This is a genomic window from Nocardia sp. CDC153 (genome assembly GCF_035818515.1).
Lineage (GTDB): Bacteria > Actinomycetota > Actinomycetes > Mycobacteriales > Mycobacteriaceae > Nocardia.
Genome location: NZ_JAYKYU010000002.1, coordinates 1042407 through 1058040 on the forward strand (window position 1 = coordinate 1042407; position 15634 = coordinate 1058040).

At 67.7% G+C, this 15634-nt stretch carries 13 protein-coding genes; 4 read left to right on the forward strand and 9 right to left on the reverse strand.

What is annotated here, in order from left to right; genetic code table 11:
* Positions 1-303: 303 nt before the first annotated feature.
* Complete coding sequence (locus VMT65_RS13405) at positions 304-765, forward strand: GNAT family N-acetyltransferase (RefSeq protein ID WP_326308477.1); 462 nt, start codon at positions 304-306, stop codon at positions 763-765.
* Here VMT65_RS13405 and VMT65_RS13410 read toward each other — a convergent pair.
* Positions 754-1383: a Pr6Pr family membrane protein gene (locus VMT65_RS13410; RefSeq protein WP_326308478.1), complete on the reverse strand. Its 630-nt coding sequence runs from the start codon at positions 1381-1383 to the stop codon at positions 754-756. The two genes, VMT65_RS13405 and VMT65_RS13410, sit on opposite strands and share 12 nt — an antisense overlap.
* A 161-nt stretch (positions 1384-1544) precedes the next feature.
* Between VMT65_RS13410 and hrpA the strand changes: the two genes are divergently transcribed.
* Positions 1545-5924, forward strand: a complete 4380-nt coding sequence (gene hrpA / locus VMT65_RS13415; RefSeq protein WP_326308480.1) for an ATP-dependent RNA helicase HrpA — start codon at positions 1545-1547, stop codon at positions 5922-5924.
* Between the two features lie 210 nt (positions 5925-6134).
* On the opposite strand, the gene nrdR is transcribed toward hrpA, so the two are convergent.
* From nrdR to VMT65_RS13430, 3 genes are all read right to left on the reverse strand, one after another.
* On the reverse strand, positions 6135-6611 hold the full coding sequence (gene nrdR, locus VMT65_RS13420) for a transcriptional regulator NrdR (RefSeq protein ID WP_326308481.1): 477 nt from the start codon (positions 6609-6611) through the stop codon (positions 6135-6137).
* A 102-nt stretch (positions 6612-6713) separates the two neighbouring features.
* A complete protein-coding gene (locus VMT65_RS13425) occupies positions 6714-7943 on the reverse strand; it encodes a hypothetical protein (RefSeq protein WP_326308482.1) in 1230 nt (409 codons plus the stop codon).
* A 105-nt stretch (positions 7944-8048) separates the two neighbouring features.
* Positions 8049-8456, reverse strand: coding sequence for a hypothetical protein (locus VMT65_RS13430; RefSeq protein ID WP_326308483.1), 408 nt, complete (start codon positions 8454-8456; stop codon positions 8049-8051).
* 170 nt (positions 8457-8626) lie between these two features.
* Here VMT65_RS13430 and lexA point away from each other — a divergent pair, with 170 nt between their 5' ends.
* Entirely contained in the window at positions 8627-9442 is an 816-nt protein-coding gene (gene lexA / locus VMT65_RS13435; RefSeq protein ID WP_442790220.1) for a transcriptional repressor LexA, read from the forward strand.
* Positions 9443-9512: 70 nt separating this feature from the next.
* Here the strand turns inward: lexA and VMT65_RS13440 are convergent, their stop codons facing one another.
* The 5 genes from VMT65_RS13440 to VMT65_RS13460 all read right to left on the reverse strand — a co-directional run bounded on the left by VMT65_RS13440 (position 9513) and on the right by VMT65_RS13460 (position 14192).
* On the reverse strand, positions 9513-9977 hold the full coding sequence (locus tag VMT65_RS13440) for a DUF2231 domain-containing protein (protein WP_326308484.1): 465 nt from the start codon (positions 9975-9977) through the stop codon (positions 9513-9515).
* Between the two features lie 126 nt (positions 9978-10103).
* Positions 10104-10925, reverse strand: a complete 822-nt coding sequence (locus VMT65_RS13445; RefSeq protein WP_326308485.1) for a hypothetical protein — start codon at positions 10923-10925, stop codon at positions 10104-10106.
* Between the two features lie 162 nt (positions 10926-11087).
* A complete protein-coding gene (locus VMT65_RS13450; RefSeq protein ID WP_326308486.1) occupies positions 11088-12566 on the reverse strand; it encodes an alpha/beta hydrolase in 1479 nt (492 codons plus the stop codon).
* Between the two features lie 265 nt (positions 12567-12831).
* Positions 12832-13140, reverse strand: a complete 309-nt coding sequence (locus tag VMT65_RS13455) for a hypothetical protein (protein WP_326308487.1) — start codon at positions 13138-13140, stop codon at positions 12832-12834.
* A 104-nt stretch (positions 13141-13244) separates the two neighbouring features.
* Positions 13245-14192 carry an acyl-ACP desaturase gene (locus VMT65_RS13460; RefSeq protein WP_326309168.1) on the reverse strand — a complete coding sequence of 316 codons (948 nt, stop codon included), beginning with the start codon at positions 14190-14192 and terminating at the stop codon, positions 13245-13247.
* Between the two features lie 396 nt (positions 14193-14588).
* Here VMT65_RS13460 and VMT65_RS13465 point away from each other — a divergent pair, with 396 nt between their 5' ends.
* On the forward strand, positions 14589-15626 hold the full coding sequence (locus VMT65_RS13465; RefSeq protein ID WP_326308488.1) for a lysylphosphatidylglycerol synthase transmembrane domain-containing protein: 1038 nt from the start codon (positions 14589-14591) through the stop codon (positions 15624-15626).
* The last annotated feature ends 8 nt before the right edge of the window (positions 15627-15634 follow it).

A 15634-nucleotide genomic window follows, 5' to 3' on the forward strand; every position in this document is an offset into this window, starting at 1 on the left:
TCGGCGGCCGGGCCGTCAGTGGAGCTTCGAGACACCGTGCACGTATCCGACGCCCCGCGGTGGCACCCTCGGACAGTGCACGATGCGGTTCGCCCCACGGCGTTCCGAACAGTCGGACCGAGTGCCGCGAGGTGATCACGAAACCCGTCCGCCCACAACGAGTGTCACCGCTGCGCGGGCCGGACGCCGCCCGCACCGCGGGGAACGGCACGGGAGGTCGGCCGGTTGGCGCGGGAGGTCAGCCGGGCGGGCCGCCGCCCCCGGGCGCACAACGGCATCGACCTCGGCCGATAGCCTGGCGGCATGCGCATCATGATCGACGATCTGACCGGGGCCGAGGTGATCGGGCTCTTGGCAGCCCACGTGGCCGAGATGCTCGACAACTCGCCGGAGGAGAGCATGCACGCCCTGGACGTGGATGCGCTGCGCAAGCCGGAGATCACCTTCTGGTCGGCGTGGGAGGGCGACAGGCTGGCGGGGTGCGGGGCGCTCAAGGAACTCGACCCGACCCACGCGGAGATCAAGTCCATGCGGACCACCGCCGAATTCCGGGGGCGCGGGGTGGCCTCACAGTTGTTGGCGCACATCCTCTCCGCGGCCGAGGCACGCCGGTACGAACGAGTCAGCCTGGAGACCGGTGCGTCGGAGTTCTATCTGCCCGCGGTGCGACTCTACGAGCGCTACGGGTTCGAGCACTGCGGGCCCTTCGCCGACTACACCGAGGACCCGCACAGCGTCTTCATGACCCTGGCGCTACCCCGCTGACCGACGCTCGCGCCAGCGGGTCGCCATATCCCCGAGCGCGGCGACGGCGACCGCCAGGATCACGAAGGCGATGACGAGGAACACCAGTCCGATCGACATCGAGACGTAGCCCTTGTCTCGGGGATCGATGAACGGGTACGGATACCAGTCGACGATCGGCCCGCGGATCAGCGTGTAGACGCCGTAGACGAGCGGGTAGGCCAGCAGTGAGCCGATGAGCCGGACGCTGAGGCCCACCGCGGCCGGAACCAGCAACCAGTCAGCGAGTGCGACCAGCGGGGTGACCCGGTGCAGCACGTCATTGGTCCAGGGGTACTGGATGCCCACGGCGATCTTCTGCAGCAAGACCGCGTAGACGACGCCGGTAATGACGATGTAGAGCGTGGCCGCACAGCGCACGAGCTGCCAGCGCTCGCCCTGCGGATCGAACAGCCCCACACCGAGCCAGACCGCGATGACGATCAGATTGGACTGGATCGTGAAGTAGCTGAAGAAGTTTCCGAGGGTCCCGCCCGCCGCCAGATGCGTGGCCGTCCACGCCGCCGCCGCGATGTCCAGCGCCGCGAACGCCAACAACAGCGCCCGACCCCACAGCGGATGTACCGCACTGCCGTTCATTACCCGATATTCGCATGCCGACCGGTCCAAATGCGGACGATACGCCGATACCAGCATCCATCGGGCAATCCGCGCGGGCGGGCGCTCGACCTCCGCACGGGCGGGCGCTCGACACCGCGCCGACCGGCCCGGATCAGATCTTCGCTATCGTTGACGGTGCAATGACCAGGACCGCCGCCACCTCTCGCGAGCTTCGTTCCCGCCTGGCCGATCTCTCGATCCGCGACGAATACCGATTGCGTCGCCGGCTCGACAAGGCCCGCGGCGGCGATCTCACCGACCTCGAATCCGAGTTCGACGCCGCCCAACGCCGGGTCGATGCCCGCCGGGCCGCCGTCCCGACCATCCGGTACCCCGAACAGCTACCGGTGTCCGCGCGCCGCGACGATATCGCCAAGGCCATCGCCGAGCACCAGGTCGTGATCGTGGCCGGTGAGACCGGCTCCGGCAAGACCACCCAGCTACCCAAGATCTGTCTGGAACTCGGGCGCGGGATTCGCGGCACCATCGGCCACACCCAGCCGCGGCGACTGGCCGCGCGCACGGTGGCCGAGCGCATTGCCGAGGAACTGGGCACCGAACTCGGTGACGTGGTCGGCTATACGGTCCGCTTCACCGATCAGGCGTCGGATCGCACCTTGGTCAAGCTCATGACCGACGGCATCCTGTTGGCCGAGATCCAGCGCGACCGGCTGCTGCGACGCTACGACACGATCATCATCGACGAGGCGCACGAGCGCAGCCTCAATATCGACTTCCTGCTGGGGTATTTGAAGCAGCTGCTGCCCAAGCGGCCGGATCTGAAGATCGTCATCACCTCGGCGACCATCGACCCGGAGCTGTTCGCCCGGCACTTCAGCGACGAGAACGGCACGCCCGCACCAATTGTCGAGGTGTCGGGGCGGTCGTATCCGGTGGAGATCCGCTATCGCCCACTGTCGCTGGAACTTCCGGTCACCTCCGAGGATCCCGACGACGAGGACACCCGCATCGTCGACCGCGACCCCACCGACGCCATCGGCGACGCGGTGCGCGAGCTACAGGCCGAGGGCGACGGCGACATCCTGGTCTTCCTCTCCGGCGAACGCGAGATCCGCGACACCGCCGACTCACTGCGCGATATGCGCCTGCCGCGCACCGAGATTCTGCCGCTGTACGCGCGGCTGTCGGCGGCCGAGCAGCACAGGGTGTTCGAGTCGCACACCGGGCGGCGCGTGGTGCTGGCCACCAATGTGGCCGAGACCTCGCTGACCGTGCCGGGCATCCGGTACGTGATCGACCCTGGCACGGCCCGCATTTCGCGCTACTCCATGCGCACCAAGGTGCAGCGGCTGCCGATCGAATCGATTTCGCAGGCCTCGGCTCGGCAGCGGTCGGGCCGCTGCGGTCGTGTCGCCGACGGCATCGCCATTCGGCTCTACTCCGAGGACGATTTCGAATCCCGGCCGCAGTTCACCGAACCGGAGATCCTGCGCACGAATCTGGCCGCCGTCATCCTGCAGATGACCGCGCTGGGGCTCGGTGATATCGAGAGCTTTCCGTTCGTGGAGGCGCCGGACGGTCGCGCCATTCGAGACGGCATCGCGCTGCTCGAGGAACTCGGCGCGCTGGCCCGCGCGGAGGCGGAGTCCAGTCGGCGACAGGACATTCCGGACGCGGGCCTGATCCTCACCCCCATCGGCCGCGAGATGGCGCAGATCCCGGTCGACCCGCGCATGGCTCGCATGCTGGTCGAGGCCAACCGCGGCGGCTGCCTCGCCGAGGTCCTGATCATCGTCGCGGCCCTGTCCATCCAGGACGTCCGCGAACGCCCGGTCGAGCACCAGCAGGCCGCCGACACCAAGCACGCCCGCTTCACCATCGAGGGCTCCGACTTCCTGTCCTACCTGCGCCTCTGGGACTACCTGCGAGAACAGCGCAATGCCCTGTCCTCCAACCAATTCCGCCGCATGTGCCGCGACGAGTTCCTCCACTACCTCCGCATCCGCGAATGGCAGGACCTGCACGGCCAACTCCGCACCATCACCCGCGGCCTCGGCTGGACCACCGCCGGCACCGACGCCCAATTCGACCGCACCGCAGCATTTTCCGAGCCCATCGAGGGTGCCACCCGCAGCGGCAACGGGCGCGGCAACGCCCCTGGACGTGCCAACGCCACCCTCGAGGCGGCCGACTCGCAGCGCGCCGGACAATCCGGCCGACGGCCGGAATCCGGGCGCGGTGGCGATGCCTCGGCGCGCCGTGGCCATGCCGATCGCCGCGGCGACTCCGGACGAGGCGGAGACTCTCAACGCGGCGGAGATCGCGCGATCGGCGGAAGCGGATCGCAGCGCGGCGGTGCGGACTCGGGGCACGCTGCCCGTGAATCCCAAGGTGGCCAGGCCAATACGCGCCGCTCTGGGTCGGGCGGCGGCAGGGCGGAGCTTGCCGAGTCGGTGGCGGCCAAGGCGGGGCTCGACAACGATTCGCTGCCCTGGGATGTGACGTCGATTCACCAGGCGCTGCTGGCGGGGATGTTGTCGCATATTGGCGTGCGGGAGGCCGAGACTCGGGAGTTTCTCGGGGCGCGCAATGCGAAGTTCATGATCTTCCCGGGGTCGTCGCTGGCGAAGAAGCCGCCGCGGTGGGTGATGGCGGCGGAGTTGGTGGAGACCTCGCGGCTGTGGGGGCGGACGGCGGCTCGGATCGAGCCGGAGTGGGCCGAGAAGCTGGCCGGGGATTTGGTGAAACGCACCTATTCCGAGCCGCATTGGTCCGCCAAGCGGGGTGCCGCCGCGGCTTATGAGCGGGTGACGCTGTACGGGATTCCGCTGGTCACGCAGCGGCGGGTGGATTTCGGGCGGATCGATCCGGAGTTGTCGCGGGAGCTGTTCATTCGGCATGCGCTGGTGCAGGGCGAGTGGCAGACCAAGCACGAGTTCTTCGAGCGGAATCGGGAATTGCTCGAGGATGTCGCCGATCTCGAGCATCGGGCGAGGCGGCGCGACATCCTGGTCGACGATCAGGTGCTGTTCGACTTCTACGACCAGCGCATTCCCTCCGACATCGTGTCGGTGCGGCATTTCGACAGCTGGTGGCGCAAGGCCCAGCGCAAGGACCCGAACCTGCTGGACTTCACCGCCTCCACCGTGGTGAACGAGGATGCGGCGGTGCTGGATCCGACCGCCTACCCTGACAGCTGGCGGCAGGGCGAGCTCACCTTCCCGCTCACCTACCAGTTCGAGCCGGGTCAGGCCGATGACGGTGTGACCGTGCACATTCCGATCGCCCAACTCGCGCACGTGCGTTCGGTCGGCTTCGACTGGCTGGTGCCGGGCATGCGCGAGGAGCTGGCCGCGGCCTTCATCAAGACCTTGCCGAAACAGTTGCGCCGCACCGTCGTCCCCGCCCCGGACTTCGCCAAGGCCGCGCTGGAGCGACTCACCCCGCGCGCGGAGCCCCTGCGCACCGGACTCGCCCGCGAACTGTCCCAACTCGGCTCGGTCACCATTACCGCCGGACACCTGGACCCGGCGGGGCTACCCGACCATCTGCGCATGACCTTCGCCGCGACCAACCCGGCGGGTGAGATCGTGGCCCGCAGCAAGAGCCTCACCGAGCTGAAAACCCGTCTCGCCGAACAGGTCTCGAAGTCGGTGGCGCGCGCGAATACGGGGTCCGAGCGCGCGCCCGCCACGGTGTGGACTTCGGAATCGCTGGGCACCCTGCCGACCTCGGTCAAACGCGAGGTCGGCGGGCAGACCATCACCGGCTACCCAGCGCTCGTCGCGGAGCCCGAGGGGGTGGCCGTGCGCGTGCTCAGCTCGCCCGCCGAGCAGGCGACGGCCATGCGCACCGGCACCCGCGCGCTGCTCTTGGGCGCGATCACCACCAATACCCGTGCTGTCACCGCGGGCCTACCGCCGACGGATCGCCTTGCGCTGAGCCAGAATCCGTACGGGTCCCTCGATGCCCTCGTCGAGGACTGTCGAGCCTGCGCCGCCGACGAACTCATCGCGGCCCACGGCGGCCCCGTCCGCAGCCCCGACCAATTCAAAGCGCTGGTCGACAAGGTGCGGCCCCAATTCACTACGGCGGTAGCGAATATCGTCCGTTCCGTGGTCCCGGTGTTGGCCGAGGCCCACCGGCTGCGCGCCACCCTCGCCGAGTCTCGCGACCGCGACGCCACCGACGATGTCGCTCATCAGCTCGACGACTTGGTCTTCCCCGGCTTCATCTCCGAATGGGGCAGTGCCCGTTTGCGGGAACTCCCCCGCTACCTCCAAGCCGCCCGCCTCCGCCTGGAGGCACTGCCCGCCGCCGCGAATCGCGACCGGGCGGGCATGGCGGAACTGGATCGCGTGCACGCCGCCTACGACCGACTGGTGGCCAACCTCCCGGAGAACCGCCGGGGCGGCCGCGACATCATCGAAATCTGGTGGATGATCGAGGAACTCCGGGTCAGCCTGTTCGCCCAACAGCTCGGCACCCCGTACCCGGTCTCGGCCAAGCGCATCGAGAAGGCCATCGACGCGGCGCGGCGGCCACCCCAGCAACGCTGAAAACCCAAGAGCCAAAAGACGCCTGGATCAGGGAGAGGGGCCGGCTGGGTTGGGAGCCCGGGCGGCGGTCCCAGCCTCCTCTAGGCCCGAATCGCGTTGGCATCCCGGCGTAATGGCCGAGTTGTCCCGTTCCCGCGGGACCCAACCGCCGAGTGGTACATCCTGGAGGGGATTTGTCTGGTTTGGCCTCCAGGATGTGCCACTCGGTGATTACTTCGTGGCTGTGGCTATCGAGGTTTCCTCGCGGTGTTGGCGGAGGTCGGCTATTTCGCGTTCGAAATCCTCGGCGGAGCTGAAGGATCGGTACACCGAGGCGAAGCGGAGGTAGGCGACCTCGTCCAGATCGCGCAGCGGGCCGAGGATGGCCAGGCCTACCTCGTGGCTGGGGACCTCGGGGGAACCCTTGGCGCGCACCGCATCCTCGACCTGCTGGGCCAGCAGGTTGAGGGCGTCGGAATCGACCTCGCGGCCCTGACAGGCGCGACTCACACCGCGGATGACCTTTTCGCGGCTGAACGGTTCGGTGACGCCGCTGCGCTTCACCACCGACAGAATCGCGGTTTCGACAGTGGTGAACCGGCGCCCACACTCCGGGCAGGCACGCCGCCTCCTGATGGCGGTGCCTTCCTCGGCCTCACGTGAGTCGACCACCCTCGAATCGGGGTGTCGACAATACGGGCAATGCATCCGGGATCCTTCGTCGATGCCTGGGATCAGAAACCTTAAGCAATCTCGAGGATACCGTGACGGCGGCGGTAAGCGGCGTCCGCCCGGGTCGCGCGGCCGGAATCAGGTGGTCAGCTGCCATTCCTTGGTCATATCCGCGAGCACGTCGGGCAGCCGCTGCACCAGGCGGCCGTTCACCAGCATGGTCGAGAAGGGCACGGCCAGAACCGCTCTCGCGACGGCCGGGTTCTCGCACAGTTCCAGGTAGCGCGGCAGCAGGTCGTGGGTGATGTAGTTCCAGCGCGTGTCGCGGTCGGCCCAGTTGAAGTCCGGCAGCGGGGCGCGCAGCGACATACCGCCAGCTGTCAGTGTGACGGGCGCGAACACGCCGGGCGCTCGCACGCCCGGGACGGCGGCCTTTCCGGCGACGGTGCTCACATACGTCATGACCCGACCCATGGTTCCGCGGCCGTGCGAGGTGGCATCCCACTGGTCGGCGATGATCTGGTTCTGCTCGCGATCGGTCATGCGCAGTGCCGCGTCGGCCAGCCCGTCCTGGGTGCCGGAGGCGATGTCGCGCCAGGCGAGGATGGCGTTCTCGTCGAGCACGCCCGCCCGGTACATCTCCTCGACCCCGGCCAGGCCGTCGGCCGCGTAGGCCTCGTGCATGGGGACCTGATCGATGAAGATGTGCTTCTGCATGATCATGAGCCGGGTTTGGTACCAGGCCAGATCCTCCGCGGTGAGCCGCTCACCCGCGGTGCCGAGGTTGGCGATATCGGCGGGCAGGATGTCCAACAACTGCGACGGGGTGCCGCGCAGCAGATCCGCGACCGCATTGCCGAGCTGATGGACGCCCGGCACACTGATGATCGAGGCGACATCGCCCATATCGAAGAAGCCCGAGGCGAACGAGCCGCCCGCCAGCCCGGCCAATCCGGTCCACCAGTAATCGGGATGAGCGTTGTTCAGCCGCAGGTAGTTCACGTAGACCTGGGTGAAGGTGCGGGTGTTGGCCGCGACACCGAGCGCGGGATCCCAGGTGGCCAGGTCGATATCGGCATTGCGGGTGGCGACCGTCAGCCAGTACTGGTGCAGCAGTGTGGCGTAGTGCCGGGGCTCGATGCCCGCGCCGCGCGCCTGATCGAGCGCGTCGCGCAGCACGTCCGGGTCGAGGGGCAGCGCCGGATTCAAACCGCCTCCGCCCGCGCCGTCGCCATTGACCGACGGGAGATCCAAGTAGGCGGTATAGCTCGATCCCGATTCCGCGTGCGCGGCCGGTGCCGTCACCAACCCGATCATCAGGCAGGTGAGGACCCCGGCCAGCCGGATCAGCCCTCGAACTCTCGGCATGACGCCCCCTGTTTGCGTTGTAGCCTCGATCACAGTCAGGGGGACGGTAGCAACGCGTTTCAGTTTTCAATCTGCATTTCCGGCCAACCCTGTGACCGGGGATCACTAGTGCGCCGGAGCGGGAGCCGTCTGCACCGCGGGCGGCGGGGTGGTCTGGGAATCGAAGTCGCCGGAACGTAATTGGGCCAAGCCGATCAGACCGGCGACGGCGAGGGCGCTCACGAGCGCGGTGATGGCCAGGGCGGCGAAACCGGTCTGCGCGCGCTGCACGCGGTCGAGCGGATGGACTCCCCGGGCGCGTCCGGCCGCGTGTCGCACGACGACATGATCGCGTCGAGCGCCGGGGCGAACCATGGGCCGGGCCGTCGAACGGCAGGACCGGCGGTCGCCGAGGGGACGCACGACGGCGTCCTCCGGGCCGGTGGCAGACCGATCCGAGCGCAGCTCCCACGGGATGCTGTCGAAGCCCAAATCGCTTCCGAGAGTGTCGATTTCGCTGACCACGGCGCGCATCGAAGAAACCTCCAAGGTAGGGCGGACCGAATGATGCTGGACAACTGACTCGATCATGTGTTCGAAGAACTGATGTTCGAATTTCTACCACGGCCCACCGACAATGTCACTGATTTCCCCGACATGCGTCGAACAGATGTTTGATCACACGCGTCACACGGACTACAGTCATGGCACGAGTTCAACGAATTCCAATGAGCCACAGCAGTGAATGGAGGACGGCGGCGGTGAGCGAACACGGCGGCGCGGAAGGTGACAACGGACCCCTTGGTCTTCCAGGAGACGATTCCTCCTCCGCCGAGTCGTCCGGCAGCGGCGCGGAACTGACCGTGCGGCAGCGCAAGGTCCTGGAGGTCATCCGCACCTCGGTGCACGACCGCGGGTATCCGCCCAGCATTCGCGAGATCGGCGATGCCGTCGGCCTCACCTCGACCTCCTCGGTCGCGCACCAGCTGCGCGCGCTCGAGCGCAAGGGCTATCTACGCCGCGATCCGAATCGTCCACGCGCCGTGGACGTCCGGGGTCTGGACGAGACGGCCATGCGCGCCACCGCCGGGGTCTCGCAGCTGCGCCCGGTGAACACGGAGGCCGAATCCTCCGACGAGCACCCGATCCCGACCTACGTCCCGGTCCTCGGCCGGATCGCCGCCGGTGGTCCGATCCTGGCCGAGCAGGCGGTGGAGGATGTCTTCCCGCTGCCGCGCGAACTGGTCGGCGAGGGCTCGCTGTTCCTGCTCAAGGTCGTCGGTCAGTCCATGATCGACGCCGCCATCTGCGACGGCGACTGGGTGGTCGTGCGGCAGCAGAACGTGGCCGAGAACGGTGACATCGTGGCCGCCATGATCGATGGCGAGGCCACCGTGAAGACGTTCAAGCGCACCGGTTCCCAGGTGTGGCTGATGCCGCACAACCCCCTGTTCGAGCCGATTCCGGGCAATGACGCCCAGGTCCTCGGCAAGGTCGTCACGGTGATCCGCAAGATCTAGCCGTGCCGCACTGTCGTGACCCGGTGACCGCCCCGCAGACCGGCCGCCGGGTCACGACAGTCGTCCTCTCTCAACGATTCAGCACGCCGTTCCACACCGCGTGCGCGCCCGAATCCCCGACCCGGTAGGTCTGCCAGGCGGCCGCGCCCCCGGCCGCGATGGCCACCAGCGCGATGAGCGCCACCGCCACCCGCCCGGTCGGCTTTCCCCGGCCCTGCCGCACGTGGGCGATCACCAGCAGTACCGCCGAAACCAGCAGCGGCGCAACGAAGTACAGCATCTGATGGCCGAGCCGCGCATGCTCGTCGATCACCGGCGGCATGCCCAGCTGCTGCTGGAACCACTCCCCCGCCGCCACGGTGACCGGCGTCAGCACGGTCACCACGACCGCCAGTGCGGCGGTCGGCCAGATCAGCCGGGCGCGGGCCGCGGGCCAGAGCGCGCACGCGATCAGCGACACCGCCGTCAGCGGGACCAGCACCACGACCACGTGCACGAGAAGGACATGGGCGGGCAGCCCATTGATTGTCGACATATATCGGCTCTTTCGAACTCGGCGAAAAGCCCGGCGTATCAGTACAACGTATGTCGACGGCCGCTGGTTCGGTGCGGACCCGGGTCGGCTCGGCGAGCCCGGAGGCCCGGGTCCGTTGGCTGCGCCTCAGTCCGCGTCGGTGGGCACCACAATGCGGGTGAGCAACTGGGTGGGCGCTTCATCGGCGTGCGCGACCGGCTGCCCACTCTGCTCGACCGCTTCGGAAGCGGACTCCGCGGCGGGCGCGGCCTCGACTTTCGGGGTCGCTTCGGGTTCGGGGGTCGCCGCGGCCTCGCCATTTCGCGTCGCGGCGGCATCCTGAACCGGGGTCGCGGAACGGTCGGGGGTCGAAACAGAGGCATCGGAGGTCAGGGCGGCCAGGCGGCGAGCGCGCAGGTCCTCACTCAATACCGCCGCGGACGGCTCGGCGGCGGGCGGGGTGTGGACGATGCGGCGGGTCGGGGTCTCCTCGACCGGTGCGGCCTCGGCCGCGCTCGACAAGCCGGAACCGGCGGCGAAACCGAGCACCTCGTACTGGGTGCCGATGGTCATGACGGCCGAATTCTTGTCGTGCGCAATATATCCCTGGCTGGTGCCCATGACGCGCCGCAGCGATTCCAGCCAGCGGTGGTCCAGAACCCGGCAGTCGGCCCAGGGGAAGTACTCGAGCCCGGTGCGCAGATAGAAGCGGTCGCCAATGCGGGCGCCGCGCAACAGCTCCAGCAGCCAGGCGTCGATGAGATTCGGCTGGGCATTTCGGTAGATGCGCGTGCGCGGCGCGACCGAGCCGTTCGCGAATTCCCCGAAGGAGTTCAGCAACTCACCCGGAAACTCTTCTAACTTCCCAAAACCGACGACATCCAAACCATGAAGTTGCTCTGGAAGTTGGGCGGCAATCCTGCGCTCGTCATGCAGTTTGAACTTCCTATTGATGTTCTCAGTGCGCATTTGTCTCCGACTTCCCGCTCCAACCTCACGGAACCCTAGCATGAACCCAACCGTTTCAGACCAGTTTGGTCAGCCGCCCAATGTACCGATACGGCATACTCGGCTACGAACCCGCAACCTGCAGTTACGGCTATCACGGCGCAACGGGCTGGTCGGTCTCACTCATGGTCGATAGCGGTCCGCGATGATTTCCCCCTGGGTCGCGAGACCCGGATTACCCTGCTCCCAGTAGTTTCCGTGGGCCAGCGCGTCAACGGGCATGCCCCGCACCACCGGCAGGTCGATAGTCGGGCCGGAAGATGTGAAAACCGTTGCGCGAAATTCGCGATCGGCCGGATCGACCCCGTGTAAAAACTGCCCGAATCTCGGCACCGGGTCGGCGGGGTCCGCGGTGGCAAACACGTGCGCGGCGTTGCGGCCCGCAGGAATACCCTCGAGCCGCAATTCCGAAACATCCCCGACACCCACTCCCGGGCTGCCCACGAACACCATCGCGTCGACGGCCAAGGAGTTAGCTCCGGAGGCCGCGGCCCCGATCACCGTGCTTCCGTAGCTGTGCCCGATGACCGAATTGTGCGACCGCAACCCGGCATGCGTGGCGCGCAGTCCCTCCTCGAACCGGTCCAGCGCGGGCGCACCCTCCCGGGCTCGCCAATCCGCCGCCGCCTCCGCCAGATTCGGCGGGGCGTCGTAGCCGTACCAGGCGATCACCGAGGTACGCGCCGACGGATCCGCGCGCTCGGCCGCACCGAGCAGGGCTCGGGAACGATCCAGGCCCTCCCCGATCGCGGTGATCGGGGATCCGGTGCCGGGTACGAAGGTCGCGATATTCGCCGCGGTGTCCGGATTGTTCAGCGCGATCGCGCCATGGCCGTACTCGTCGACCTCCAGCAGCAACCGCCCTGCCCCGGCAGCGCCCGATTGCTCGCCGAGTACCTCATAGCCCGCCAGTTTGGTTTGCACGGCATCCCGCGCGGCTGCCCACTGCCGCAATCGAATCCATCCGTCGGCGGTCGTGGGGAGGTTCTCGCCGCGAGACCAGTCGGGGTGCTGGTCCACCAGCCGCAGGCCTTCGGAGGCCGAGTCCTCGGCCAGCCGGGCAACCGCAAGCCGGTTGTAGTGATCCCGCGCCAATGCGGGCAGCCCGTCGCGATCGCCGATCAGCGGATCGAAGGCGAACAGCGCGTCCTGATCGGCGGGCGAGAGCGAATTCCACAGCGAGTAAAGGGCTTTCGGATCATCCGGCAAATTCTCCGTTCCCTGGAGGAACCCGGTGATCCGCGAACTCGGCCCTCCCCCTTGCGGATCAACGGCGAACCCGGCCAAGGCGGTTGCGGCGGCATCGAGCCGCGCCCCCGCCCGCTCGTCGGTCTCCCCCGCCACCTCCAGCAACGGCACCAACCGTGCCTGCAACTCACGCGCCTTGGCATCGAACCCGGCCTGAAAGATCACGTCCAGGGCCGTATTCCCCGTCATGGACCGCGGCCCGACTACCGTCCCATCCTCCGACACCCGGCATCCATGGGCGGCGGCTTCGGCCTCCAACTCCCGAACGAGCTCGCCTACCCGCTCCAGCGTGGAGGCTTCCGTCAGCGCTTCCGCGATATCGAGCAGGGCCGCCCCAATGCGGTTGGCAGCCAACTGCGACTCCACCGCCCGCAGTGCACCGGCGGCCCCCGCAGCCCCGTGCCAGCCACTCAACGCCGCATCGACGAACTCACCGAAACGCCTGATTGCGCCGGAAAAGTCCGAATCCGCCTGGGTCGCAGCCAGACTGGCCCTGGAAGCGCTTACATCCCACCCACGCACCTGCGACAGATTTGCCCGCCCCACGCCACCCCTCCCGCCCGCTCCCAAACCCATTTCCCCGGCCCGACCCACCACCCTTCAAAGCGTCAGGAGACGGTCAGGGTGTGGGATGGAGGTAGGAGTCGAGTTGGTGTTCGAGGTCCGCCTCGATTTGCTCGTAGGTGGTGGTGGCGTGGGCGGTGGTGTCGGCGATGGCCTCGAGTTGGTCGGCCATTCGGGACAGGGCGGTGCGCAGCGGTTCGCAGACGCCGGTGGCGGCCGCGCCGGTGGCGGAATTGGGCATGGATTGGGCCACCTTGGCTATCAGGTCCACCGGGTCGATGGCCGCGATGGCGTCGGCCTCGGCGCGGATGCCCGCGGCCATGATTCGGAGCGCGGTGATGTCCGCGCGCAGCATGTCGGTCATGCTTCCCCCTTCGTCGTGGACCGAACATTAGCGGCGCGACGACGGCGAGGTGGGATGAGAAGTCCAGGATGTGGACAACTCAGTGGCTGTTCACATGTGGGGGTTCAACGGGCGACGCGCTCGCGGCGGGCAGCCTCGCGGGCCAGGGAGCGGTCGCGCTGCTCTTCGAAGCGGATCACGTCCTTGTCGAGTTTCTCCAGGTAGGTGCCCAATTCGTCGCGGGTCTGCTCGCCGCGGGCGCTGAAGTCGCTGCGGTCGAAGATGTTCCACTTGCGCAGCACCGGCATGATGACCTCTTCCACATGCTGACGCAGGTCATAGATGCCGTGCTTGGCGATGAGCACGCTATTGCGCCGAAAGTCCGGCATGCCCGCGCCGGGCATGCGGAAGTTCTTGATCACCGCGGTGATTGCCGCCAGCGCATCGTCGGGAACCAGGTCCAGGGTCGCGCCGCAGATATTGCGGTAGAAGACCATGTGCAGGTTCTCGTCGGCCGCGATGCGCGTGAGCATGCGGTCGGCTATGGGGTCCTGGCAGGCCTTTCCGGTATTGCGGTGGGAGACCCGGGTGGCCAGTTCCTGAAACGTCACGTAGGCGACGCCGTGCAGGACCTCGTGATCACCAGTGCCCGTGGGGTCGTCGACGCCCTGCGACATGCACGCCATGCGGGCCTGCTCGAGCGCGACCGGGTCCACGCCGCGGGTGACGACGAGATAGTCACGCAGCACGATGCCGTGCCGGTTCTCCTCGGCGGTCCACCGATCCACCCAGTTCCGCCACGCGCCGTCGCGGGAGAAGGCGTCGGAGATGAGCCGGTGGTAGGAGGGCAGATTGTCCTCGGTGAGCAGATTGGTGATCATGGCGGCGCGCGCCACCTCGCCCAGCCTGGATTGTTCGGGCTCCCAGTCGATTCCGCCCATGGCCGAGAAGTTGCGGCCCTCGTCCCACGGCACATAGTCGTGTGGATGCCATTCCTTGGCCAGCGATAGGTGCCGGTTCAGATTCGCTTCCGCCACCGGTTCGAGTTCTGCCAGCAATGCTTTCGCGGTCATGGATTCAGCCACGTCGGGTCCCTGCTCATCGACGACTTGTCCGCCCGCCACCCTACTCGGATAACCGCCGAATCGCCTTGCCGCTCTTGAAAGACGACCGTTCTGCAAACACACCGGCGTGCTCACCATTTGCGCGCGGCTGGCCGAAGCGGTCCATGTCTGGCGAGCAAAGCGTCTCAGACGCAAGTAGTCTGAGCTCGGCCCGCTATCGTCTACGTCGATACCTCTCGGGATGATTCGGGCATTGGAGGCGACCCGCTCGAATCTCCTGTTCACCGGCTAGTGCCCACTGTTGTGCCGGAATGCGGGTCGCCTCTTCCCCGATCACGTTAATGTTGGATCGCGCGTGCACGATTCAATCGGGGAAGTACGTCTGCGGTACCTGAGGAGGGGCAGATGGCGGCCGTTCCCGCAGCTGCGAGGAAGGCATTACCCACCGTCGGCTCCACCGTTCTGGTGGCGGGCGCGGCGGTGTGGCAGCGGGATGCGGTGCTCACCGGGGTGCACGCGCTGATGGGGGCCGATCCGCGGTGGCTGGTGGTGGCCGGGCTGGCCACCTTGGCGCTGTGGCCCACTTCGGTTTTCATGTTGCGGGGGTCGATTCCATCGCGGACCGATGCGCGGCAGCTGTTCGCACTGCAGTTGGCGGTGCCCGCGATCGGTCTGGTTCCGGCGGCGTCGCTGCTGCTGCGACTGCGGTTTCTGCGACGCACCGGATTGAGCCACACCGGAGCCATGGCGTCGATGGCGTTGATGGGATTCGCGGCGTTGATGGTGCGGGTTCCGCTGGTGATCATCGCCGCACTGGCCGCGCCGAGTCTGATGAGTCGACACGGAGCGGAACCGCCGTGGCACGATCTGGGTGGGCGGGCGTCGGCCGGGTGGCATCACCTGGTCGGTGAGAATCCTTGGCGCACAGCGGGAATCATGATCATCGCGGTGGCCGTGGCTGCCGCGGTGGTGGCCGCGATCGTGGTCGGTTTGAACCGGCGCGTTCAGGGCGAGGGCGGATGGCGGCGACTGCCCGCGCGCATTCGGCATGCGCGGTCGGACGCGGAGGTCGCGTGGAAATCGGTGGCGGCCACGGCGGTGCGGCCGAGGCGGGCGGCGGCGCTGTGGATCTGTGCGCTGCTGCAGCCGTTGCTGATGGTGGTGGCGCTGTGGGCGGTGCTGCACGCGGTCGGCGCGGACCTGAGCCTGCCGGACACTTTCGTGGTGGAACTGGTGACGGTGGCGTTGGCGCCGCTGCTGCCCTCACCCAATGGGGTCGCCACCAAGGAGATCACGATTGCCGCCGGGCTTACCGCCGTCGCGGGACTCACCGCCGGGGTGGCGGTCGGAGTGGCCCTGGGGTATCGACTCCTTACTTTCTGGTGCCAGATTCCCCTGGGCCTGGCCTCCTTCGCCTACCTGAACCACCGCCGCGCGATCTGAGCGCGCGG

Bases quoted from the DNA above. Each gene is read 5' to 3' on its own strand.
- VMT65_RS13405 (WP_326308477.1), top strand. From the start codon at position 304: ATGCGCATCATGATCGACGATCTGACCGGGGCCGAGGTGATCGGGCTC.
- VMT65_RS13410 (WP_326308478.1), bottom strand. From the start codon at position 1,383: ATGAACGGCAGTGCGGTACATCCGCTGTGGGGTCGGGCGCTGTTGTTG.
- hrpA (WP_326308480.1), top strand. From the start codon at position 1,545: ATGACCAGGACCGCCGCCACCTCTCGCGAGCTTCGTTCCCGCCTGGCC.
- nrdR (WP_326308481.1), bottom strand. From the start codon at position 6,611: ATGCATTGCCCGTATTGTCGACACCCCGATTCGAGGGTGGTCGACTCA.
- VMT65_RS13425 (WP_326308482.1), bottom strand. From the start codon at position 7,943: ATGCCGAGAGTTCGAGGGCTGATCCGGCTGGCCGGGGTCCTCACCTGC.
- VMT65_RS13430 (WP_326308483.1), bottom strand. From the start codon at position 8,456: ATGCGCGCCGTGGTCAGCGAAATCGACACTCTCGGAAGCGATTTGGGC.
- lexA (WP_442790220.1), top strand. From the start codon at position 8,627: ATGGCACGAGTTCAACGAATTCCAATGAGCCACAGCAGTGAATGGAGG.
- VMT65_RS13440 (WP_326308484.1), bottom strand. From the start codon at position 9,977: ATGTCGACAATCAATGGGCTGCCCGCCCATGTCCTTCTCGTGCACGTG.
- VMT65_RS13445 (WP_326308485.1), bottom strand. From the start codon at position 10,925: ATGCGCACTGAGAACATCAATAGGAAGTTCAAACTGCATGACGAGCGC.
- VMT65_RS13455 (WP_326308487.1), bottom strand. From the start codon at position 13,140: ATGACCGACATGCTGCGCGCGGACATCACCGCGCTCCGAATCATGGCC.
- VMT65_RS13460 (WP_326309168.1), bottom strand. From the start codon at position 14,192: ATGACCGCGAAAGCATTGCTGGCAGAACTCGAACCGGTGGCGGAAGCG.
- VMT65_RS13465 (WP_326308488.1), top strand. From the start codon at position 14,589: ATGGCGGCCGTTCCCGCAGCTGCGAGGAAGGCATTACCCACCGTCGGC.